Below are 23,350 nucleotides of genomic sequence, written 5' to 3'. Positions count from 1 at the left end.
GCTTCGGGCTTACTTCGTCTTCGCCGCGCCGATCTCGCGATCCCATTTCTGGAAGGCGGCGACCATTGCCTGCGCATTCAGCGGTACGACATGCGGACGGTCCGCGAGCAGCTTCGCGTACTCGGGACGGCCGAACTTCTGGATCACTTCCTGGCTCTTCGCAGGCGCCATCGAGAGCGGCACGTCCTTCACCGCCGGGCCCGGATAGAAGTAGCCGTCGTCATAGGTCAGCGCCTGCTGCGCGGGCTCCAGCATGAAGTTCATCAGCTTGTAGAGCACGTCGAGCTTTTCCTTCGGCACGCCTTTCGGGATCACCATGTAGTGGGCGTCGTTGACCCAGGTCATGTTGTCGAATGCGCCGACCTTGAACTCCGCGGGCACGATGCCGAGCGCGCGCGGATTGATGTCCCAGCCCGTCACGGTCACCGTCATGTCGCGCGTGCCTTCGCCGAGTTCCTTCATCACGGCCGAGGTGCCGCCCGGATAGTACGGAACACAGTCGTTGAGCTGCTTGAGGAACGCCCAGGTCTTGTCCCAGCCGTTGATCGGATCCATCGGGTCCTTGTCGCCGAGCACATACGGCAGGCCCATCAGGAAGGTGCGGCCCGGGCCGGAGTTGGCTGGACGGGCATAGATCAGCTTGTTCGGATGCGCCTTGCACCACGCGAGCAGCTGATCCGGGGTCTTCGGGACGTCGGTGACCTTGGCCGGGTTGTATTCGAGCAGCGGACCCGCGGGCATGTAGGTCACTTCGAGGCCATAGCCTTGCGCTATGTCCTGCATCTTGCGCGGACCGGGCGCGTACTTGTCGAGCACGCCGGGGAAGGCCTTCGACTGATCCGGCAGCAGCTTCTCCCACAGGCCCTGCTGGATGCCGGCCGCGAGCGCGTCGGTGCCGGTCACGACGAGGTCGATGTCCGAGCGCCCCGCCGCCTGCATCGCCTTGATCTTGCCGGGCAGCTGCGGCGCCGGCGCGTTGGTGAAGGTGATGCTGGAAACCAGGTCGGGATACTTGGCCTTGAAAGCCTCGAAGCCCTTTTGCGTCAGTTGCAGATTGCCTGCGACGTCCACGATGTTGATCGACACGGGATCGGCCGCCTGCGCCGCGCTCATGCCGAAGGCCGCGCCGACGGCGATGCACACCGCCGCCAGCTTCACTGACAGTCCTGCCTTGAAAACCATGTTGTCGTCTCCTCACTTCGCTCGCAACCACGGGTCGGGAAGGGGTCGGTCGCGTCATCGACGTTATTTGCCGCGCGTGCGCCGCCCTGTTTGTGATTCTTTCTCTGTGCAGCGTGTTTTTTAATTCGGGCTTGTCTGGTTGTTTGTTTCTGCGCGCGTCCTGATTGCCTCTGGAAGCTGAAAAATAGCTAACGGGGTTATAGGATGTCAAGCAAATTGACTCGTGCGTGCGTGTTACCGAAACCTTAAGAGGCGTTCTTTTCGTCAGCCGATAGCGGCTTGCGGCAGGTTCTCGGGAGATACCCCAAGCCGGCATTTTCGCGGCGGTTTAACCGCGCTCGAAGGATGTTTCCTTGAGCGTTTCCGCGCGTTTCCTTCGAGGGTAAGCGCCGACGGAAACACGCGTTACACGGGCGCCAGCACGTGTGATGCAAGCTTCCGTCGGGTCTGGAGAGACTTGAAAAAAAGCGTTGAGCGTTCCGTTTTTTCTGGAACGAGGTTGTCAGGCAACTTGACTGGCTGAAGATGCCGTGTCGCAAGCCGCCAAGGTTGTATGACAACGTCGGTCAGGAAATCAGCCGCCTCATTCGCCGAACATGCGCTCCAGCGCTTTCCTGAGATGAGCGTCCATGGCGGCCGCCGCGCTCGCCCGGTCATGGGCTTCGATTGCCTGGAGCACCTCGAGTAGTTCTTGCTGGGCAAGCCGGTGGCGTTCGAGGGTGTTGAGCGCCGACAGCGTCTGCGACAGGTTCGAACTGAAGACGATCTGCTCCTCGATGAGAGACAGCATCGTGACGAAGAATGGGTTTTTGGACGCTCGCGCGACGGCAAGCCGGAATGCAAAGTCATCGTGTGCATCGATGCCTTTTTGCGCTTCGACGGCGCCTGCCATCTGGTTCCAGGCGGACCTGAGCGCATGCAGGTCCGCGTCCTCGGCCTTGTCCGCAGCCAGCTCGGCCGCGCCGGTCTCCATCACCCGACGAAAGTCGTAGCAGCGTCGGATGTCGGACAAGGTTTCCACGGGCGCAAAGCGGCGTGCGTCCGGATCCGGCCGACGCCCGACCACGGTACCCGAACCGCGACGCGTCACGATGATACCGTCGGCGCGCAAGCGGGCAAGCGCCTCGCGCACCGTAGGACGCGACGTGGCGAAACGCTCGGCAAGCGCATGCTCCGTCAGCAGCCGGTCGCCTTCCTTGAATTCGCCTTCGACGATGCGGTTGAGAATGTCGCTGTAGATCCGGTCGGCGAGACCGGCTGCCTTGCGCTCGTTCATGTTCTCGCGAGGACCCGCTTGTCAGGGAGGAGCACCGATTGTAAGGCAGCTTTTTCCGAGCCGGCGGATGAGTTTTGCATCAAGAATGCAAAATGCATCATGCAAACGCGTGTGGGCACTGCGTGAAAACAGAAAGGGCGCGCCCCGATGCCCGGCGGCGCGCCCCTCCGTTACTTGCAGAACCGATCGATTGCCTGCCTAGAGCGACAGCAGTTTGCGCGCTTCCTTTGCAGTCGCGACCGGCCGGCCATAGTCCGCGCATAGCGAGGCCACCCGGCTGACGAGTTGCGCATTGCTCCTGGCGAGCGTGTCCTTGTCCCAGCGCACGTTGTCTTCGAGGCCGGTACGGCAATGGCCGCCCATTTCGAGGGTCCAGTGGTTCACCTCGAGTTGATGACGCCCGATACCCGCGGCGGTCCAGGTTGCATCGGGGAGATTCTTGCGCAACTGCTCGACTTCGAACTCGAGGATTTCGCGCCGCGCGGGCAACGCATTCTTTACGCCGAGTACGAACTGCACATGCACCGGCGACTTCAGCAGACCCTGCTTCACCAGATCGACGGTGTTGTACAGCATCGCCAGATCGAAGATCTCGATCTCGGGTTTGACGTGATGATCGAGCATGGTCTGCGCCAGCGAGCGCACGAAGTCCGGCGGATTCTCGTACACGATAGTCGGAAAATTCACTGATCCCGTAGCGAGCGACGCCATGTCTGGCTTCAGATCCAGCATCGCGCCCCGCTGCTCGAACGAGCGGCCGCGTCCGCCTGTCGAGAACTGGATGATGATGTCCGGACAGTGCTTGCGAATGCCCTCCTGCAATTCCGCAAAGCGATGACGGTCCGAACTGGAGCGTTCGTCCTCGTCGCGCACATGCAGATGTACGAGCGTCGCGCCCGCGTCATAGGCTTCGTGCGTACTTTCGATCTGCTCGGCAATCGTAATGGGTACGGCGGGATTGTCCTTCTTGCGCGGCACCGATCCGGTAATCGCGACGGAAATCACGCAAGGTTCCTGGGTCTTCGCTTCAGTCACGCTTCGCTCCTATGCGGCATTATCGTCAGACGGAGCATGCAGTCGCGCAGCGCCATCCAAAATTAACTATCTAGTACGTTTTTGAATGCTGAAGCATGGCCTGCCACGCTGCAAGCCACACAAACCCTTAGATCGTCCATCGCCGACAGTTGGAAACGACCGTTCGTTGTCCAGCCCGTATGACGGCCGCCCGAGTGGCCTCTCTACTGTTTCTCGGCGTGTTCGGCAAGCATTCTGCCGACTTGCTCGTCGGTGATCGCCGGCTTGATATCGAACATGAAGATGTCGGCCCATTCGAGCGCCCAACGGGCCAGCGGTTCGATGTCATCGCATTCACACACGGCGATACCCCAGATCGAGCCGATTGCATGCCATCGACCGATCAGATGGATGCCATCCGGCGGCGCGCCGCGGGTCTGGAGGAATCGCTCGGCGGCCTGTCTTTCCACTTCGGGCTGCGCCGTCCAGTTGACGATGAATAGCATGGCTCGATCCTCCTGGTGGAACGCCACGATGCGGAAGCATGGCGCCGGATGCGCGGCTGCATCGGCGCACGGCCGATGCAATCAATCCAGTATAGGAGGCGGCCGAAAAGAAAAGCGTGAAACGCATTTTGCGTATTGCATTACGCATTCAGCATGCCCCGAATGCACTATGCTCTTGCCACCTGTTGCGTCGAACGGAAGAAGCGTTCAGGGCAGCACGACAACGGGCGTCCGGTAGACGGGCTGCGCGTAGGTGACTCTGATCGCGGGCATCACCGCATAACTCGGCAGCGGGACCGGCGCGACGACGACCGGCCGTCTCGGCGGCGGCGCGATGACCGCCACCGGCGCGGACACCGGCGCAACCATCACGGTGCGCGCGGGCACGTAGTAGTACGGGGGCCGCGGCGGCGGCGCGTAGTAGTACACCGGGGGCCGCGATGCAATGACGACCGCGGGCGCCACGTAGGAAACCTGTACGCTCGTACCGGCCACTGCGGTCTTGGCGCAAGTCAGGGTAACGGCGGCCACGGCGGAAACACTCAGCAAGCGAAAGTTCATGATGTTGGTCCTCATGCACGTCAGACGTTGAAAACGGCCCCGCGAGAGAAGCGTTGGCCGGCGATGAGAACGATAGCGAAGCGTCGCGCAAACCGTGAGCGATGACTTGTGTCAGCGCGTGTCGTGGCCGGCCATGCCGCGCGCATGACATGCGGCGACATGATTCGCGACACGGCCGCGATTGCGCTTGCAACGCGGCTCAATAGAATGAGCCTCACTTGTCTTGTTCATTCGCACCCGATCAAGGAGAGACTCATGCGAACCATCCTTGCCGCTGTTGCTGCCTGCCTTGTGTGCGTCGCCTCGGCCCCGGCCTTTGCGCAGACCGCCACCCAGCCGATGGGCGCAAGCCCGCACGTCGAACGTGCGCTCGGCCAGTTGCAGACCCGCTTCTCGAATGCCAACACCACGCGCGACGGCAAACTCACGCGCGAACAGGCCGCCAGCGGCATGCCGATGGTGGCAAAGCATTTCGACGAGATCGATACGCAAAAGAACGGTTTCGTCACCCTGCCGCAAATCGAGGCGTTCATGCGCGCCCACGCGGCGCAACGTTGATCCCTGACTGACAGCCCGGAGCCCGCTTATGGACGCCCTGCCGAAGATCATCGTGCTCGACGACGAAGCCGAGTTGCGCAACATGCTGCAGCGTTTTTTGAGCTCGCAGGGATTCGAGGTGCGGGTCGTCGAGAACGGCAAGCGGCTCGACCGCTATCTCCAGCGCGAACCCTATGACCTGCTCGTACTCGACTGGATGATGGAACCGGAAGACGGTCTCTCGGTGTGCAAGCGCCTGCGCGCTGAAGGCCAGACGCTGCCGATCCTGATGCTCACGGCGAAGGGCGATCCCGTCGACAAGGTCGTCGGCCTCGAAACCGGCGCGGACGACTATCTCGCCAAGCCGTTCCTGCCGCAGGAACTGGTCGCGCGGGTGCGTGCCCTGCTGCGCCGCCAGAAGATCGCCGCGGGCGATCCGACGCACACCCGGCAAGTCCTTCGCTTCGGCGAGTTCCGCCTCGATCTCGCGCGCCAGCTGCTCTTCAGGAATGGCGAACCGTTCGAGATCCACTCCGCGCAGATGCAGTTGCTGAACGCGCTCGGTTCGTCGCCGAATCGTGGGGTGAGCCGCGACAATCTCATCGCGCGCACGCGAGGACGCGATCACGATGCGCTCGACCGCAGCATCGACGTACAGGTGTTGCGGCTGCGACAACTCGTCGAGGAAGATCCGGGCAAGCCGCGCTTCATCAAGACCGTGTGGGGCGTCGGCTACATGCTGCTCGCCGAAGTCGAGGCGGACACGCCGTGAAGCTCGCGCCGCGCTCGCTCTTCGCGCGCAACGTGCTGTTGCTCGTCGCGCTGGTCGCGGTGAGCCAGGTCTGCGCCATCGCCGTGCTGCTGCATTTCATCCAGACGCCGCGCATCGAGCGCGCCGCCTCTGCTTTCGCGAGTTACATCGTTACCCTCGACACCCTGCTCAAGACGACGCCATCGGATGCCGCGCAAACCGTCACGTCGCATCTCGACATGCGCGCCGAACTGCCTGCGAGCGCCGCGCCCTTCGCACCTGTTTCCCGTCTGCGTTTCTATGAAACCTACCAGCGGCGGACCTTTGTCGAGAGCCTGCGGCGTCATCTGCCTGCGGACCTGCTGGTGCGCTGGCAAAGCGGCGATACGAGCGATGACGGTCAGCAGCGCCTGTGGATCCGCGCGCATCTGTCGAACGAGCCGCGCTGGATTGCGTTGCCGGTTCCGGAAGCCGCCCATGGCGATGGCATCGCCACGGCCCTGCTGCTCTCGCTCGGACTCGGCGCGCTCGCCACCGGCACCGCGTATGTGATCCAGCGGCACCTGAATCGCCCGCTCGCGCATCTCGCGGATGCGGCGCGCCGTGTCTCCGCGGGCGGCGATCCAGGCGTCCTGCCGAACGACGGCCCGACCGAAATCGCGGAAGTCAGTGACGCCTTCAACCGCATGACCGCGGCGTTGCGGGATGCCGATGCGACGCGCGCGCTGATGCTCGCCGGCATTTCGCATGACATCCGCACACCGATGACCAAGCTCCGTCTTGCGATGGCCATGTCGTCCGTGCCGTCGACGGACGCGGCGTTCGCGGCGTCGGCGGAGGGCTACCTCGAGACCATCGACACGATCCTGCAGCAGTTCATGGACTATGCCGGAAGCGGCGCGAAGGAGGCGCCGGTCGTCGGCGATCTCAATGCGCTGATCGCGAACCTCGCGGCCGATTTTGCAGGGCTTGGGCACACGTTCGCGCTCGAACTCGGGGACGTCCAGCCCTTCGCGTTCCGTCCCATCAGCATGATGCGCATGTTGATGAACGTCATGCAGAATGCGGTCCTTTACGGTGTGGTGGGACTTGAGGTCCGCACCTGGACCGACGCACGGACGCGGAGCGTGTGCGTCGTGATTGCGGATCGCGGCAAGGGACTGGCCGGGCAGGATCCCGAGGCGCTCAAGCAGCCGTTCAAGCGCGGCGGCGGCGAAGGCCAGCCGAAAGGCACGGGACTGGGTCTTGCGATCGTCGAGCGCATCGCCAGGCTGCATGGCGGCACGCTCGAACTGCGCCCGCGCGAGGGCGGCGGCGCCGAGGTACGCATCGTCCTGCCACTCTGATGCTTAGGTCGGCAACGGCGGGTTGTCCTTTCCGCGATCCGTGAACCATACTGCAATCAGCAGGAGGATCGCGCCATGGAACCCTCGCTTCACCGCAACGCGACAGCCACGCTTCACGTGCGCTTCGCCGACGCCGACGCCATTCCGTTTCCCACCCGCACCCTCGAGCGAGGCGCCGCGCTCTATACCACGGGTGAGCCGCTGCGCTCGCTCTACACCGTGCACAGCGGCTGCTTCAAAAGCGTCGCGACCTTTCCGGCGAACGATCTGGACAGCGCGCCGCACACCCAGGTCACCGGCTTCCATCTGCGGGACGAAACGCTCGGCCTCGACGGCATCTGCACGGGACGACACGAAAGCGATGCCATCGCACTCGAGAGCAGCGTGGTGCGCATCATGCCCGTGGGTATCCTCGAACCGTTGTGCCGCGAATATGCGGCCATGCAGCACGAACTGCTTGCCATCATGAGCGCCGAAATCGTGCGCGCCTCGCGGCTCGCGCTGATGCTGGGAACGATGCCCGCGCGTGAGCGCGTCGCGGCGTTCCTGTTGGACCTGTCGGAACGCCTCGACGCGCCGACCCCGCTCGCCGATCTGCTCCTGCCGATGACGCGCGGCGATATTGGCAGCTATCTCGGTCTCGAACTGGAAACCGTGAGCCGGATGCTGTCGAAGCTGCAACGTGAGGGCCTGATCGGCCTCAACGGCAGGCAGTTGCATATCGTCGATCGCATGAGGCTGGAACGTGTTTGACGGAGACGGTGCCCGATCCATTGCGCCATGCCCACGACGCCTGGTTCTTTGCATGATGCATTTTGCATTCATTGTTGCGCCGCACACGTCACGGATGTTGCCGGGAACGCTGGGTCGAGTGGGTCGCAACCTGTTGGGGCGTTCGACGTCCGGCGTGGTGCAACACGCACGAGTACGGGCGGATCGCGCGCAGTCGCCGGCGTCAATGCCGCTTGCGTGACTGAGTTGTCCGCGGCGAAATGCCTACCGAAAGCCGTCATATTGACGGGCTAGACTTGAACTGCTGTGCCAATGTTCTCGCGGCGTTATTCAAAGTTTATCGGCATTGGATTTGCTTTATGCGTGAGCGCTGCGCCATGCTGCAATGCGCAAGCGCTTTCGATAGAGGCTCCCTTTCCGAACGTCGCGCCGATGAAACTTGTCCATGCGGCGCCATTAAACTTATTGGCCGTATGCCGTTCGAAACTGACATTGCGATTGCGGCCCTCGGCGCGCAAGGCCCGAACCAATACGCGCGGCGCAACGCACTGAAGCGAGTGCTTCGAGACGCCGCCTTTCATTCCACGACGCTCATGGCCGGCGTATCTGCGCCGAGCGTCATGTCCATCGATTCGTATCATGGAGGATGACATGCGTATCACCGTGAAGCTGGATGGTTTCGAAGGCGCTCAATCCGCGGCATACGCCATTCTGTGGCTCGACAAGGAGACGCGCCGCTGGTCGCGCGAGGGACACCAAGCGGTCGAGGTGCCTGACTGGGGCGGACTGCGCGCGGGAACGAACGGAACGATGATCTGCGGCCAGCACGTCGAGGAGCCGATCTGCGTGCTGGAACGTCTTGACTTCGATGCACCCGGCGGCCCCTGCGAAGGCCTCGCCGGACGCGTGCTGTGGTATGCCGACGGCGCCGATGGCGCGAACCCGCACAGCACCGGACGGTGGCATGTGCAGTGCATCGACCGTGAACAGATCCAGGCCGAGCACAGCGTGTTCGCGGGAGGAGAAGGCCGCTGAATCAGCGTGCGGAAGGGTCAGGGATCGTCGCCTGGCAGAGGCGTGAGCATCACGACAAACGACGCCGCCCCGATCACAATGGCGAGCACGCCGTACCAGGTTACGGCGGTCTCGTCGAACAGCAGTCCGCGCAGCGCCGCATGGATCCCGCCTAGCGTCACGAACACCGCGCCCAGCGCCGCAACGATTCGTCCTTCGCCATTGATCATGATGCGCTCCCGCTGCTCGCGCGGTTGAAGCGCGGTCCGGGCGTGATCCGCTCGCGACCGTCTGCCCCTGCTTTCATGGTCGTTGCGGCGGCGTGGCGCACGTTGACCTGCATCAAGCGGGCATCATGGCGAGCGCCGCCGCATGAATCGCCTACATGGCGTTTTCCCTTGCCCCAAGATCGGCCTTTAAATTGGTAGTATCAGGTGCCGGCGGCGCCTCGGCCTGGGGACGCACGCAAGGTGAGACAGCCCGGTCATCCGCGCTCTTTATGCAGTCGGACAGCGGGATCCGCGCTCGACCGAACGAATCTGGGAGACATGATGAATCAAAATTTCAGCGATCCGTTCAGCCAGTTTGCCGCCATGTTCCAGCAATACCAGTTGCCGGGATTCGATGTCGCCGCGATCATGGAATCGCGCCGCAAGGACGTCGAGGCACTCGCGGCAACGAACCGCGTCGCGTTCGGCGGCATCGAAGCGTTGCGCGACAAGCAGCTTGAAATCCTGCGCCGTACCCTGAGCGATCTGGAAGGCATCGCCAAGCAGTTCGCCCATACGTCGGCGCAACCGCCCTTCAATGCCAACGAAGTCGTCCAGCGCGCGTTGCACAACGCACTCGCCGACATGCAGGACATCGCGCGCACGACTCAGCAGACACAGGCCGAAGCCTATGCGCTCGTCAGCAAGCGGATGGAAGATGCTTTAAAGGAATTGAAGTCATCGATGGAGAAGCCTCAAAGCTAGGCCCTCCGGCGCGGTTCCGTTCGGCTCGTCTTTGAGTCCATGCGAACGGAACCCGCTTCGACCTCCCGTTACTGCTTCGCCTGCGTCGTGATCTGGAACATGTCGACGGCCACCTTGTCGCGCCCGTACTTGTTTGCCAGCGCCGCCAGGCGTTTCTCGACTGCGCGCAGATAGTCGGACTTCGCTTCGCTGTCCGGACGCGGTGCATCGAAGAGCGGCGCGGGCGCGAGCATCAATACGATCATCTCCGAACCGAATGGCTTGCCGACGATCCAGTCGCCCATCGAGCCGATCGTCGCCGTGTAGTTCGCCGGCGCCTGATTGTCGCGCGAGCGCTGGTTCGGCAGCAGATGCACGACGCTGCCGTCGAGCGTGAAGTAATCGACGTTGACGCTCGAATCGAAGCCGGGCGTCATCAGATCGACGATCAGCGGCTGACCTTCGGTGAGCCGCGTCGCCTGCGATCGTGTATGCACCGAGGCCGGCCGTCCCGACTGACGATTCGCCGACCAGTACGGCGCGAATACCTTGAGCAGATCGCACTTGTCATCCGCGACCTGCTGCACGCCGAAGTTGGTGGTCTTCACGCCGGGCACGCGTCCGAGCGCATCCTTGAGCCGCGCGAGGCCATACCGCTGCGAGACGAAGCCCTGCACGTCGACGGTCTGGTCATGCACGGAAGCCACCAGCGCCGAGCACGGCACGCTGGCGAGCACGGGCGTGACCGCCGCCATCGTGAGCACCGGCGCGGGCGGCGCGGGCAGGACGGGCGTGATCGCCACCTGCGAACCGTTTGACGGCGGCGCTGCGGGTTCAGTGCGCGCGACGGGCGGCGGCGGTGCTTCATGAGCCGCTTCCGTCACCCCTTGGCCATGCTCATGGTAGTAATACCCGCCACCGGCAATCAACAGCGCGGCCACCGCCGCCGCAGCGCCGATCGCCAGTTTCGGCGCACCGCCCTGCTTGCTCTTGCGCGTCGCCGCAGTGGTGGGCTGCGGGTCGCTGATGTCCTCCAGCAACTGCACGACGCTCGGCGTGCGCGCCTCGCGTTCGAACGCCAGCGCCGCCTTTAGCGCTTTCCATTGCTTGTTGCCGAGATGCTCCGGCCGCTGGGGCTTCATGCCCGCGGCTTTGGCCTGTTGCGCGGGCACGCGGTCGAACGGATGTTTTCCTGTCAGCAGCTCATAGGTGATGCAGCCGAGCGCATAGATATCGTCGCGCGGGTCGGGCTCGAGATGCTCCAGCATCTCCGGACTCGCGTAGGCGGGCGTCAGCGCGCCGAGGCTGCCTGGATCGAAGACGGTTGCCTCGCTCTCTTCCTCGGGCCGCTGGATCACGCGCGAAATGCCGAAGTCGATGACCTTCACTTCCGACGTATCCAGCAGGAACACATTGGCCGGCTTGAAATCGCAGTGGACGAAGCCGCGCTCGTGCGCATAGGCGAGCGCGTTGGCCATGCCCTTGAAGATGGGAAACATCTCGGCGAACGGCATGCCCTTGAAATTCGGATTGCGCAGCAGACGCGAGAGCGGCTGGCCGGTGAGATATTCCATCGTCAGATAGACGACCGGGCCGTCGCGGTCGAAGTCATACACCGTAACGATGTTGCGATGCGCCAGTTGCTGCGCCTTGCGGGCTTCGCGCTGCAAGGCGATCAACGACTTCGGATTGCCGCGGAACTGCAGATTGAGCACCTTGATCGCCACATACGGGCGACGATCCGATGCTTCGAGCTTGCGCAAGTCCAGCGCCTTGTAGACGGTGCCCATGCCGCCGATACCAAGACACTCCTCCAGCACGAAGCGACTGTTGAGCGTGTCGCCGACGCCCTTCATGCGCTGGTCGTGGTCGGTCCTGACCTGGGTCGCCTGGCCGAACGTGCCGCCGGTGCCGCTGGTGCCACTCGTTCCGCTGGTCGCGCCCGATCCGCCGGCGCTGCTGCTCGGATCGCGCTCGGGCAGCGAAGGCGGCATGGGTGGCGGCGCGAAGCTCGTCATGGTTTGCAGACGCGTCTCGTCGCTGCCGATGGGGCCCGTGTCCGAATCCAGCTCGGGACGCATGCGCGCCGCATGGTCGACACGGCGCCGGATGGCCGCGTAGACATCCGGGGGCAGAGGCTTGACCGCGTGCTCTTCGTCGAGCATCTCCAAGAGTTGCTTTGGCGTGGATTGCTCGGTCGCGAGGGCGCCGTCAACCCGGGCAAAGAACTCGTCGCGCGACCCGCTGTTGCTCTGAAAAGTACGTATCGCTTGCGCAAAACTTGTCATCTGTGCGACGCGATGCGGCTCCTGTTCGATCGGCCAAGTCCACTTGTCGTAACAAATACTTCATGCTGGTTCGATACTAGACTTCGCATGCGCCTTAAGCAAATGACGTTTTGGATTCTGCGCGGCATCGCGCACATGTCGTTCGGATACCGACACATTTTGTGCATGTGTTGGCTTGACGACGCCAAGTGCATCGCCAAACGTCGGCTGCTGCGCGTTCAAACGCGCATGGAATGCCCGCCGCGTGGGCCTCGGACCCTCTGACGCACGGATCACGCGGTCTCTGGCACGCGTTTCGCATGATTCGGCGCGAGCGATCACGCGCCGTCAGTCAGGGCGGAAGGTTCAGACCTTCGGCCCCGCAGGCGCTGGCGCGTTTTTTGTGTTTTGCACTCAAAGAGCCAAGCAGCGCTACGCTCGAAATCAACCCGGCTGAAATCCGGCGCACCGGCTCACGAACCTCTGGAGGAACTCACCATGGCCGTCATCAAAATCAGGGATCTCCCCGACAGCGTCGAACTCGACCGGCAGGCGATGCATACGATCGTCGGCGGCGCGCGAAACGGGCTCAAACCATCGTTCCGCATCCGCACCGCGGCGAACCCGAATCGCGTCGTCGACTATCCGGGCGTGCCGGTGAAAGACGTGCCGGTGCAGCCGCCCGGCCCATTCACGACGAAGATCGTCGGCAAGAAGGCAGACTGACGCCGCAACGGGCGCGGACGACGCATCATCCCTGGCGCGCCGGCAGCGTCCCGCCCGTCAGACCGCCGCCCGGTGCGCTCGCCGACAGCGCGAGTGAACGCGCCGTGCGCTTCACCAGCGCGAGGCGCACCTGCTCGCGCGTCGCGGGATCGAACTCGCCGAGATAGCGCGTCTTGCTCGCGATCACCGCGCCCACCGGCACGCCATCGAGATACAGCACCCGATTGCCCGCGAGCGCCGGCACCTTGTCGCCCGGCAAAAGCGTACCGACCAGATTGAGCGGATCCACCGCCGACAGCGCGACGAATGCCCCTTCCCGCGCGCGGCGGCGCATGTCGCGCAACAAGGGCACGGCCTCCGGCAGCGCGAACTGCTCGCCCGCCAGACCGGCGACGAAGCGTCCGCCGCGAATCTCGCCACGCGCCTCCAGCCGGTGATAGATGCGCAGCAGATCCCGCCAGGGCGGCAGCCATCCGGCTTCGCGTTCGAGCAAGCGCCAGAACACGACGCCATAGCGCCGCAGCAAGGTGAGCGCGACGTGTTCGAGCGCGCCGTCATCGCGTTCGCCTTCATCGCGGGCGCGACGCAGCAGTGCCCAGCGCCCGGCGTCGTCCATTCCGCCGATGAACAGCCCGCCACGCCGCGGACGCCGTGCAAAGGCGTTGCGCTTCGCCGCGGGCGCGAGCAGCGCGCGCAGACCGGCGAAGCTGTCGGCATTGACGAGCCCGAGCGACACGAGTTCGCCGAGCGCATCTTCGAGCTCGGTGCGAAGGAGACGCGCGTCGGCGAGGAGTTCATCGAAGAACATGGCGCCGTGCGTGCTCAACGCTTCGAACACCCGCTGCGCGCGCGACGACATCTGCGGCGCTTCGTCGGCGGACAAGAGCGCGTTCCATGCGTCGAGATGACGGCGCGGCAGCAGCACGATGGGCGTGCCGCGCACCGGGCCGCCCGTTGCGCGCGCGCGTCCCGCTGGACGCGTCCAGACGAGCTTGCCGGCGCGGCAGAGTTCGTCGAGCCAGAGTCCCGAATAATCGCCGATGCGGGCCGGCAAGATCTCGTCTTCCCACGCAACCGCCGGCGCCTCGAAACCTTCCAGTTGTTCCAGCACGGCGCCGAGCGCCTCACGCCCCGCACCGCGCGCATCCGCCCCGACGCGCTGCCATTCGAACAGAAAACGCATGAAGTCCTGCCGCTCGACCGGCTCGATCTCGCGCCGCAACCGCCGCACGGTATAGCGATGAATCCGCGCGAGCAGATGCCGCTCGCACCATTCCTCGGTCTGCGCGCCTGGCGTGAAGCGCCCGCGCATGACATAGCCCTGCGCCTCGAGCCGTGTCAGCGCCAGCGCAATCGCCGAGGCCGGCAATGCAAGCGGCCGCGCAATCTCCGGCACCGTCAGCGGCCCGCAACCGGACAGGCGCGCCCGCACGATCTCGACGAGCGCGTCGTCGGCGGTCCAGGCCTCGTCGAACCCGGAGGGCGGCTGCAACGGCGGCTGCATCGGCGCGTGCTCATAGACCGCGCGCAGGCACGCCAGCCGCTCGACCGGCGTCCACAGCGCGTCGTGTTCCGCAACCTGCAGCCGCGTCGCCCGGCCGCCGCGCGCCAGCGTCTCGAGCCACGCGGACCATTGCGCGTGGCGCTGGGCTTCGCGCTCGGCGATGCAGGCGAGCGTCGTCAGCGCCTCGTGCATTTCGTCCGCGCTGGTGACATCGGGCCAGGCTTCGGCGCGCACGCTGTCGATGGCTTCGGGATCGAGCGCGCCGAGGTCGTCCACCAAGTGCGGATCGGTCCAGCGACGCGCCAGCACCGCCTGCGTGCGGCGCTCTTCGAGCGGCGCGTCGTCGAGGAACGCATAGGGCTTGGCCGACAGGATCTCGGCCGCGAGCGGCGACGGCGCCGGCAATTCGCGCGTCACCAGCCGCACGGCGCCGCTCTCGATGCGCCCGAGCAGCGCGAGCCACGCATCGCTGTCCATGGCGTCGTGCAGGCAGTCGTCGAGCGTCTGCTCGACCAGCGGATGCGCGGGCACCTCGCGTTCGCCTGCGAGGTTTTCTGCGCACGCCACCTGGTCCGGGAACACCGCCGCCAGCAGGTCCTCGCTTTTCATGCGCTGCAATTGCGGCGCCACTTTGCGGCCGCCCGCATAACGCGGCAGCGCGAGGGCGTTGGTCGCGTTCCAGCGCCAGCGCACGCCAAACAGCGGTGCATCGAGCAGCGCCTGAATCAGCACGTGCTCGGCCGTGTTCGACTTCAGATAGCGCCACACGTCATCGAGTGCGAAGCTGTGGCTGCCCGTCAGCGAGAGCACGATGGCGTCCTCGGTCGCCGCAGCCTGCAATTCAAAATTGAAAGTGCGGCAGAAGCGCTTGCGCAGCGCGAGGCCCCACGCGCGATTCACGCGACTGCCGAAAGGTGCGTGGATCACGAGCTGTGTGCCGCCGGATTCATCGAAGAAGCGCTCCATGACGAGCGTCTCCTGTGTCGGCAAGACGGTGAGCGCGGCACGCGAACGCGCCAGATAATCGACGATCTGCCGCGCCGCCTCGCGGTCGATGCCGCTCTCCTCCGCCAGCCACGCGATGACCGAGTCGATGCCGTCGTCCCGCGCCAGTCGCGTATCGATACCGGCGCGCATGCGTGCGATCGCATGGGACAGTTCGTCACTGCGCCCGGGCGCTTCGCCGAGCCAGAACGGAATATTGGGCGGCTGCCCGTTGGCGTTCTCCACGCGCACCCGCCCGCCTTCCACGCGCACGATCCGATACGACGTGTTGCCGAGCTGAAAGACATCGCCCGCGAGACTTTCAACGGCAAAGTCTTCGTTCACAGTGCCGATCTGCAAACCTTGCGGCTCCAGCAGCACCGCGAAATCGGCGTTGTCAGGGATCGCGCCACCCGAGGTCACGGCGGTCAGCTTGCCGCCGCGCCGTCCGCGCAACGTCCGGCTCACCGCGTCGCGATGCACATAGGCCGCGCGCACGCCCTGACGTCCCGTATAGCCTTCGGCGAGGGTACGCAGCACGGCGTCATAGCGGCTGCGTTTCAGGTCGGCATACGGAAACGCCTGCGTGATGCGCTCGTATAACGCGTCCTCGCTCCATTCGCGGCACGAGACTTCGGCGGTGATCTGCTGCGCGAGCACGTCGAGGGGCGCGGGCGGGATCTTCAGCGCATCGAGTTCGCCGCGCCGCACGCAATCGAGCAAAGCGGCGCATTCGATCAGGTCGTCGCGCGAAGTCGGGAACAGCCGCCCTTTCGGCATGCCGCCCACGTGATGCCCCGAGCGCCCCACGCGCTGCAGGAACGCTCCAATCGACCCCGGTGAACCGAGCTGGCAGACGAGATCGACATCGCCAATATCGATGCCCAGTTCCAGCGACGCCGTTGCTATCAGCACGCGCAACTCGCCGCGCTTGAGGCGCTGTTCGGCGGCCAGCCGCTGCTCGCGTGCGAGGCTGCCGTGATGCGCCGCGACGGCGTCCTTGCCGAGGCGCTCGGTGAGATGACGCGCCGCGCGCTCCGCCATGCGCCGCGTATTGACGAAGACGAGCGTCGTGCGATGTTGCGCCGAGAGATCCGCGAGGCGGTCGTAGACGCGCTCCCACATGTCGTTGGACATGATGGCTTCGAGCGGCATCGGCGGGAGATCGAGCGCGAGATCACGTGCGCGAACATGGCCGACATCGACGATCTCACACGCCTCGTTTCCACCGACGAGAAACCGTGCCACGCGTTCGATGGGCTTCTGCGTTGCCGAGAGACCGATACGCACGGGCCGCTGCCGGCCCGCCTCCTCGCACAGCGCATCGAGTCGCGCAAGCGACAGGCTCAGATGCGAGCCGCGCTTGCTGCCCGCCACGGCGTGGATTTCATCGACGATCACGGTGCGCGTGGTGGACAACATCGCGCGGCCCGAATCCGACGAAAGCAGGACGTAAAGCGATTCGGGCGTGGTGACGAGAATATGCGGCGGCCGCTTCCTGACCGCATTGCGCTCCTGTTGCGTCGTGTCGCCCGTGCGCACGGCGGCCCGAATCTCGGGCGCCGCCGCGCCGGATTCGAGCAAGGCTTGCGCGATACCCGTGAGCGGCTCTTCCAGATTCACGCGAATGTCATTGGACAGCGCCTTCAGCGGCGACACATAGAGAACGCGTGTCTCGTCCGGCAACACGCCGCCGGCGGCGATGCCGTCGCGCACGAGTTCATCGAGCGCGGCCAGGAATGCGGTGAGCGTCTTGCCCGAGCCGGTGGGCGCGGCAACGAGCGTCGAACGGCGCGCCTGCACGAGCGGCCAGGCACGCGCCTGGGCGGGCGTCGGCGCGGCGAAGCGTGCGCGGAACCAGCCGGCGACGGCAGGATGAAAGCCTTGCAGGGCGTCGTCCGCGGGAGGAGATTGTCGGGGCATCCAGCTATTCTAGGGGCGCTTTCGAAACGGCGCGGGAGCGTTGAATATGCGTGCTCGCGGGCGTAAGACAAGCCCCGCGGTGGATTGTCGCCTTCGCTGTCCGATTGCGCGTACCGCTCTATGATGTCTGCCGATACTTGCTCGTCAAACCAGCGCCACGAACGCGTCCGATCATGAAGCCATGCGCGGGACCCGATCTTGCGCCACGCCGCACGCACGACGTTCACCACTCATCCCACCTGCAAGGAGAAGCCATTGAACGACGACGTCACCCCGACTGCCCTCGAGACGCCTCTTGCCCCCGATCTCCTCGCACAAATCGACGCGTACTGGCGGGCCTGCAATTATCTTTCGGTCGGCATGATCTATTTGCGCGCCAATCCGCTGCTGCGCGAGCGCCTGCAACCGGAGCACATCAAGCGACGTCTGCTCGGGCACTGGGGCTCGGACCCGGGACAATCATTCGTGTGGGTGCATCTGAATCGCCTGATCAAACGCGACGATCTCAACGTTCTGTTCGTGTCGGGCCCGGGTCATGGCGCGCCCGCGACGCTGTCGAATTCGTACCTGGAAGGCCACTATTCGGAAATCTATCCCGATCGCAGCACCGACGAACGCGGCATGCTGAAATTGTTTCGCGCGTTTTCGTCGCCGGGCGGCATTGGCTCGCACTGCACGCCGGAAACACCGGGATCGATTCATGAAGGCGGCGAGCTGGGCTATAGCCTGTCGCATTCGTTCGGCGCCGCCTTCGACAATCCGGATCTGATCGTCGCCACCGTGGTGGGTGACGGCGAGGCGGAAACCGGCCCGCTCGCCACGTCCTGGCACTCGAACAAGTTCCTCAATCCGGCCACCGACGGCGCCGTCCTGCCGATCCTGCATCTCAACGGCTACAAGATCGCCAATCCAACGATCCTTGCGCGCATTCCGCATGAGGAACTCGCCGCGCTGTTCAAGGGCTATGGCTACGAGCCGCATTTTGTCGAAGGGCACGAGCCCGAAAAGATGCATCAACGCATGGCGGCGACGCTTGAACGTTGCATCGCCGATATCCGCGCCATCCAGGCAAACGCACGCGCGAATCCCGGCAATGTGACGCGGCCACGCTGGCCGATGATCGTGCTGCGCACGCCGAAAGGCTGGACCGGGCCGAAGGAAGTGAATGGGCACAAGGTGGAGGACTTCTGGCGCTCGCATCAGGTGCCTATTGCGGATCCGGCGAGCAACCATCGCAATCTTGCCTTGCTGGAAGAATGGCTGCGCAGTTACAAGCCCGAAGAACTGTTCGATGAAGATGGCCGGCTGATCGAATCCTTGCGTGCGCTGGCGCCCGAAGGCACGCGGCGCATCAGCGCCAATCCGCACGCGAACGGCGGCTTGCAGCGCCAGTCGCTGGATCTGCCCGACATTCGCGAGTACGCGTTCGAATTCAAGCGGGCAGCGAACACGTATCAATCGCCGACGATGGTGCTCGCCACCTTCCTGCGCGACGTGATTCGCCGCAACATGACGAGCTTCCGTCTGTTCGGTCCGGATGAAACGGCGAGCAACAAGCTCGACGGCGTGTACGAAGTGTCGGGCAAGCGCTGGCTCGCCGAGACGCTGCCGGAAGATGCCGACGGCGGCGCGCTGTCCGTCGACGGCCGTGTGATGGAGATGCTGTCGGAACACACGCTGGAAGGCTGGTTCGAAGGCTATGTACTGACGGGCCGGCACGGTCTGTTCGCAACGTATGAAGCCTTCGTGCATGTCATCGATTCGATGTTCAATCAGCATGCGAAGTGGCTGGAGAAAGCCAAGAACGAACTCGACTGGCGCAAGCCCATACCGTCGATCAACCTGCTCATCACGTCGCTCGTGTGGCGTCAGGATCACAACGGCTTCACGCATCAGGATCCGGGTTTCCTCGATGTCGTCACCAACAAAAGTCCGGGCGTGGTCCGCATCTATCTGCCGCCCGACGCCAACTGTCTTTTGAGCGTCGCGGACCATTGCCTGCGTACGCATGATTACGTGAACGTGATCGTCGCGGACAAGCAGCCGCATCTGCAATACCTGAGCATGCAGGATGCAATCGTGCATTGCGCGAAAGGCATCGGTATCTGGGACTGGGCTTCGACCGATCAGGGCACGGAGCCCGACGTGGTGGTCGCATGCGCGGGCGATATCGCGACCATGGAGGCGCTTGCCGCCGTCGAGATTCTCAAGGCGAACTGCCCCGATCTGAAGATTCGTTTCGTCAACGTGGTCGACCTGTTCAGGCTCATGCCGGACACCGATCATCCGCATGGTCTCTCCGACCGCGATTTCGACTCCCTCTTCACGCGCGACAAGCCGGTCATCTTCAACTTCCATTCCTATCCGACGCTGGTGCACAAGCTCACCTACAACCGCACCAATCACGAGAACATGCATGTGCATGGCTATCGCGAACGCGGCAACATCAACACGCCGTTCGAACTGGCGATCATCAACGGCGTGGACCGCTTCACGCTGGCTATCGACGTGATCGACCGCGTGCCGCGCATCGCCGAAAGCAGCGCGCATACGAAGGAGTGGCTCAGGAACGAGATCATCGAGAGCGTGCGGTATGCGCATGAGGAAGGCATCGATCGTGACGAAATCCGCGACTGGACCTGGAAGGGTTGACGCCATGAACGAAGGCATTCTGGTGCTCAACAGCGGATCGTCGTCGCTCAAGTTCGGCGTGTTCACCCCACGCGACGGCGACGAGCATGCGTGGCTCTCGGGCAGCGCGAAAGGCATCGGGCGCGACAACGGATCATGGTCGATGAAGTCGTCGGACGGCCGTATCGATGTTGCGCAGGATCATGTGATGGAGACGCAGCACGATGCGCTGAAGCGCGTCGCCGACGCGCTTACCGAGCATCTGGATGTGCCGCTCGCGGGCGTCGGGCATCGTGTCGTGCATGGGGGCCCGCGGCTGCGTGAGCATTGCCGCATCACCGATGACGTGAAGCACACTTTGCAGGAAGCGGTGCCGTTCGCGCCGCTGCACCTGCCGCCCGCGCTGGCGCTGATCGACGAGGCACAGCGCATCTTCGCCGATGCGCCCCACTTCGCCTGCTTCGACACCGCGTTTCACCGCACGCTGCCCGAGCGGGCAACGCGCTTCGCGCTGCCGCGCGAATACGCGGAACGAGGTGTGGTGCGTTATGGGTTTCATGGGCTGTCTTACGAGTCCATCGTCGGCGTGCTTGGCGCGGACCTGCCGGCGCGCACGGTGATCGCCCATCTCGGCAGCGGCGCCAGTCTGTGTGCGCTGGAGGACGGGCGCTCCGTCGATACGTCGATGGGCATGACGCCGGCTGGCGGGATTCCGATGGCTACACGCAGCGGCGATCTCGATCCTGGTGTGCTGATTCATCTGCTGCGGCATGCTTCGCTCGACGCCGACGGCATCGAAACGCTGGTGAACCGACGCGCGGGAATGAAGGCGTTATCGGAATCGGATGACGACATGCAAGGACTGCTTGCGCGCCGGGCGCAGGGCGATGCGGATGCGTCGCTGGCCGTCGATGTGTTCTGTACGGCGGTGCGCAAGACCATCGGCGCGTATGCGGCGCTGCTGGGCGGCGTCGATCTGATTGTGTTCAGCGGGGGGATCGGCGAGCACAGCGACGCGGTGCGTTCTCAGGTGCTCGAAGGGCTCGGTTTTTTGGGGGCGGCGCATCGCGTGATTGCTACTCAGGAGGAACGGCAGATCGCGCGGCACTGCAGGAGGATGGTGGGGGGAGAGTGAGGCGGCGCTTGCGTTGCGTCGTGCAGGTCATACGATGCGCATCGTTGAATCGGTCTGCCTCGCCCGGATATGCTCTGTTGTGCTCGGTACTGCTCGCTCTGTGGCACTTTGCATGCAGCATGAGAAATGCCATTTGGTCGAAGGCATTCGAAATTCTGAATGCAAGAGACCTGGATTGGAATGCCGGGCGAGACGTATTGCGACGGAGCGAGGCATAGTGCGATCTTGCGCTGCTTCATTCCTCCTTTTTGTCCCACTGTCTCGCGCAGCCGCGGTTTGCTCGTCCTGCGGCATCTTGCATGTGGAATGCGTAATGCTATTTGGCCGAATGAATGCAAAACACTATATGCGGGAAGGTCCAACACGCTTGTCGAGCAGTCGCGATGAGATCTCGCGTTGCTCCGTGTCATGACGCGGCAGATCACTCATTCACCGCGCGTCCCTTCTGGCTCGGCTCACGGCATTTTGCATTCAGCACGCGAAATGCCATTGGGTCGAACGCATGCAAAACGCCAGAGGCAAGAACCTTCAACAGACTCCCCGAGCAGGTCGTGATGTGACCTTACCTTGCTCCGTGTCATGGCGCTGCGGATCACTGATGCGCCGCCCATTGCGCCTGGCTCGTCTTGCCGCATTTTGAATGCGGCATGCGAAATGCCATCTGGTCGAACGCATGCAAAACAGCAAATGAAAGAAATTTCACCAGACTCACCGAGCAAGTCGCATTGCTACCTTGCATTGCCCAGTCTGAAGGCACGGCGGATCCCTCATACGCCGCGCGTCGCCGCGGCTCGTCTCGCTGCATTTTGCATGCGGCATGCGAAACACCATCTGGCAGAACGCATTCAAAACGCCAAATTCACTATCCAAACCTAGACGCTACAAGAAAGGCGCCCACCGAACCGAATCTCCCATACGCGCCTTCCAGACCTCACCCCCGAACACCCTCACCCGCTTCCGCATGATCCCGCTGCCTCAGCGACTGCGGCAACCCGAACAGCAGCAACAGCGCACACAACACGCTCATCGCACCGATCGCATAGAGCGCGGGCGTCGTGCTGCCCATCGTGTCACGAATGCGGCCGACCATCACCGGGCTTACGATGCCGCCAAGTTGCCCCAGCGTATTGATCAGCGCGATACCGCCCGCCGCGCCTGCGCCGGTCAGAAGCTTCGGCGGCAGCGCCCAGAACGCCGGGATCGATGCGATCACGCCCGCACCCATCACGCCCAGCGCGGCAATCAGCAAACCGGTTTGCTTGTCGAAGATGCCCGCAGCGAAGAACCCCACAGCCGCCATGATCAGCAGGATCGCGACGAACTTGCGCCGCTCGCCCGAGCGATCCGACATGCGGCCGACCACCACCATGCAGATCGCGCCGCAGATATACGGCACTGCCGTGAGCAGGCCGATGATCGTCGGGTTCTGCGTGCCCGCCGCGCGAATCAGGTGGGGCGCCCAGAAGTTGAGGCCGTATGACGCGATCTGGATCAGGAAGTAGATCAGTCCAAGCATCAGGAAGCCGGGCGTCCTGATCGCGCCGAACAGCGAATGGCCAGTATCCGTATGCTGGCTCTGCGTCGAGATCTGGCTCTTCAGACAGGTCTTCTCGGCGCTGCTGAGCCAGGCGGCGTCATCGATACGATCCTTCAGCACCTTCAACACGAGAATGCCGAGCAACACGCACGGCATGCCGCCGAGCAGGAACAGCCAGTGCCAGCCGGCGATGCCCGCCACGCCGTTCAGATGTCCAAGCACGAGTCCCGAAAGCGGCGCGCCGAACAAGCCCGAAAATGCCGACGCGAGAAACAGCATCGAAGTAATGCGGCCGCGATAGCTCGCCGGGAACCATAGCGTCAGGTAGTACAGCACGCCGGGCGCAAAACCCGCCTCCATCGCGCCGATGATGAAGCGCAGTCCGTAGAACTGCCATTCCGTCTGCACGAAGACCATGAGCGCCGTCGCAATGCCCCACGAAATCATGATGCGCGCGATCCAGCGGCGCGCGCCCACCTTGTAGAGCAGCATGTTGCTGGGCACTTCGAAGATCACGTAGCCAATCACGAACAGACTGGCGCCGAGACCGTACGCGGTATCGGACAGCCCCAGCGAACTCTGCATCTGGAACTTCGCGAAGCTGATATTGATGCGATCGAAGAACGCGAAGAAATAGCACAGCATGATGAGCGGCATCAGCCGCCATGCCACCTTGCGAATGATGTCCGATGTGTTGGCCAGCGAATGCGGCTCGTCGGCCGCGTGGACGCTCAGGTCGCTCATGTTTGTCTCCAGTATTGTTGTCTTGGG

Annotated in this window: 19 protein-coding genes; 9 read left to right on the top strand and 10 right to left on the bottom strand. The window is 63.9% G+C overall.

Translation table 11 applies throughout. The features are described 5' to 3' along the window. Window positions 1-9: 9 nt before the first annotated feature. The 5 genes from QCE88_RS35580 to QCE88_RS35560 all read right to left on the bottom strand — a co-directional run bounded on the left by QCE88_RS35580 (window position 10) and on the right by QCE88_RS35560 (window position 4,539). Window positions 10-1,113, bottom strand: a complete 1,104-nt coding sequence (locus QCE88_RS35580; protein ID WP_404986155.1) for an ABC transporter substrate-binding protein — start codon at window positions 1,111-1,113, stop codon at window positions 10-12. Between the two features lie 652 nt (window positions 1,114-1,765). Continuing rightward, window positions 1,766-2,458, bottom strand: a complete 693-nt coding sequence (locus QCE88_RS35575; protein WP_309910216.1) for a GntR family transcriptional regulator — start codon at window positions 2,456-2,458, stop codon at window positions 1,766-1,768. Window positions 2,459-2,656: 198 nt separating this feature from the next. Beyond that, window positions 2,657-3,493 carry a 3-keto-5-aminohexanoate cleavage protein gene (locus QCE88_RS35570; protein WP_309910214.1) on the bottom strand — a complete coding sequence of 279 codons (837 nt, stop codon included), beginning with the start codon at window positions 3,491-3,493 and terminating at the stop codon, window positions 2,657-2,659. A gap of 203 nt (window positions 3,494-3,696) precedes the next feature. After that, the gene (locus QCE88_RS35565; protein WP_309910212.1) at window positions 3,697-3,978 is read right to left on the bottom strand and encodes a DUF3303 family protein; all 282 of its coding nucleotides are present in this window, start codon (window positions 3,976-3,978) and stop codon (window positions 3,697-3,699) included. Between the two features lie 207 nt (window positions 3,979-4,185). Next, entirely contained in the window at window positions 4,186-4,539 is a 354-nt protein-coding gene (locus QCE88_RS35560; RefSeq protein WP_309910210.1) for a hypothetical protein, read from the bottom strand. 255 nt (window positions 4,540-4,794) lie between these two features. Between QCE88_RS35560 and QCE88_RS35555 the strand changes: the two genes are divergently transcribed. The 4 genes from QCE88_RS35555 (at window position 4,795) to QCE88_RS35540 (ending at window position 7,926) form a co-directional block, all read left to right on the top strand. After that, window positions 4,795-5,097 (top strand): EF-hand domain-containing protein, encoded by a 303-nt coding sequence (locus tag QCE88_RS35555; RefSeq protein ID WP_309910208.1) that lies wholly within the window; start codon window positions 4,795-4,797, stop codon window positions 5,095-5,097. 28 nt (window positions 5,098-5,125) lie between these two features. Next, window positions 5,126-5,848 carry a response regulator gene (locus QCE88_RS35550; protein WP_309910206.1) on the top strand — a complete coding sequence of 241 codons (723 nt, stop codon included), beginning with the start codon at window positions 5,126-5,128 and terminating at the stop codon, window positions 5,846-5,848. Beyond that, window positions 5,845-7,173 carry an ATP-binding protein gene (locus QCE88_RS35545; RefSeq protein WP_309910204.1) on the top strand — a complete coding sequence of 443 codons (1,329 nt, stop codon included), beginning with the start codon at window positions 5,845-5,847 and terminating at the stop codon, window positions 7,171-7,173. Before QCE88_RS35550 ends, QCE88_RS35545 begins: the two co-directional genes overlap by 4 nt. A gap of 75 nt (window positions 7,174-7,248) precedes the next feature. Next, complete coding sequence (locus tag QCE88_RS35540; RefSeq protein WP_309910201.1) at window positions 7,249-7,926, top strand: helix-turn-helix domain-containing protein; 678 nt, start codon at window positions 7,249-7,251, stop codon at window positions 7,924-7,926. A gap of 305 nt (window positions 7,927-8,231) precedes the next feature. On the opposite strand, the gene QCE88_RS35535 is transcribed toward QCE88_RS35540, so the two are convergent. Beyond that, entirely contained in the window at window positions 8,232-8,486 is a 255-nt protein-coding gene (locus tag QCE88_RS35535; protein ID WP_309910200.1) for a hypothetical protein, read from the bottom strand. Between the two features lie 70 nt (window positions 8,487-8,556). Between QCE88_RS35535 and QCE88_RS35530 the strand changes: the two genes are divergently transcribed. Next, the gene (locus QCE88_RS35530; protein ID WP_309910199.1) at window positions 8,557-8,940 is read left to right on the top strand and encodes a DUF3564 family protein; all 384 of its coding nucleotides are present in this window, start codon (window positions 8,557-8,559) and stop codon (window positions 8,938-8,940) included. A 17-nt stretch (window positions 8,941-8,957) separates the two neighbouring features. On the opposite strand, the gene QCE88_RS35525 is transcribed toward QCE88_RS35530, so the two are convergent. Then, on the bottom strand, window positions 8,958-9,149 hold the full coding sequence (locus QCE88_RS35525; protein ID WP_309910198.1) for a DUF2964 family protein: 192 nt from the start codon (window positions 9,147-9,149) through the stop codon (window positions 8,958-8,960). 318 nt (window positions 9,150-9,467) lie between these two features. On the opposite strand from QCE88_RS35525, the gene QCE88_RS35520 reads away from it, so the two are divergent. Then, the gene (locus QCE88_RS35520) at window positions 9,468-9,893 is read left to right on the top strand and encodes a phasin family protein (protein WP_309820004.1); all 426 of its coding nucleotides are present in this window, start codon (window positions 9,468-9,470) and stop codon (window positions 9,891-9,893) included. 68 nt (window positions 9,894-9,961) lie between these two features. Here the strand turns inward: QCE88_RS35520 and QCE88_RS35515 are convergent, their stop codons facing one another. Continuing rightward, window positions 9,962-12,160: a protein kinase domain-containing protein gene (locus QCE88_RS35515; RefSeq protein WP_309910197.1), complete on the bottom strand. Its 2,199-nt coding sequence runs from the start codon at window positions 12,158-12,160 to the stop codon at window positions 9,962-9,964. 477 nt (window positions 12,161-12,637) lie between these two features. Between QCE88_RS35515 and QCE88_RS35510 the strand changes: the two genes are divergently transcribed. Continuing rightward, window positions 12,638-12,865, top strand: coding sequence for a hypothetical protein (locus tag QCE88_RS35510; protein WP_309910196.1), 228 nt, complete (start codon window positions 12,638-12,640; stop codon window positions 12,863-12,865). 25 nt (window positions 12,866-12,890) lie between these two features. Here QCE88_RS35510 and QCE88_RS35505 read toward each other — a convergent pair whose 3' ends face one another. Continuing rightward, window positions 12,891-17,276 (bottom strand): DEAD/DEAH box helicase, encoded by a 4,386-nt coding sequence (locus QCE88_RS35505; protein WP_309910195.1) that lies wholly within the window; start codon window positions 17,274-17,276, stop codon window positions 12,891-12,893. A gap of 255 nt (window positions 17,277-17,531) precedes the next feature. On the opposite strand from QCE88_RS35505, the gene QCE88_RS35500 reads away from it, so the two are divergent. Further along, complete coding sequence (locus tag QCE88_RS35500) at window positions 17,532-19,928, top strand: phosphoketolase family protein (RefSeq protein WP_309910194.1); 2,397 nt, start codon at window positions 17,532-17,534, stop codon at window positions 19,926-19,928. 4 nt (window positions 19,929-19,932) lie between these two features. Continuing rightward, window positions 19,933-21,042, top strand: a complete 1,110-nt coding sequence (locus QCE88_RS35495; protein WP_309910193.1) for an acetate/propionate family kinase — start codon at window positions 19,933-19,935, stop codon at window positions 21,040-21,042. 931 nt (window positions 21,043-21,973) lie between these two features. On the opposite strand, the gene QCE88_RS35490 is transcribed toward QCE88_RS35495, so the two are convergent. Beyond that, entirely contained in the window at window positions 21,974-23,323 is a 1,350-nt protein-coding gene (locus QCE88_RS35490) for an MFS transporter (RefSeq protein ID WP_309910191.1), read from the bottom strand. Window positions 23,324-23,350: the final 27 nt, after the last annotated feature.

Origin of the sequence: Caballeronia sp. LZ035, from assembly GCF_031451175.1 — a bacterium.
Taxonomy (GTDB): Bacteria; Pseudomonadota; Gammaproteobacteria; order Burkholderiales; family Burkholderiaceae; genus Caballeronia.
Note: the sequence above shows the minus strand (reverse complement) of the source record. Positions and strands in the feature narration are given on the sequence as shown.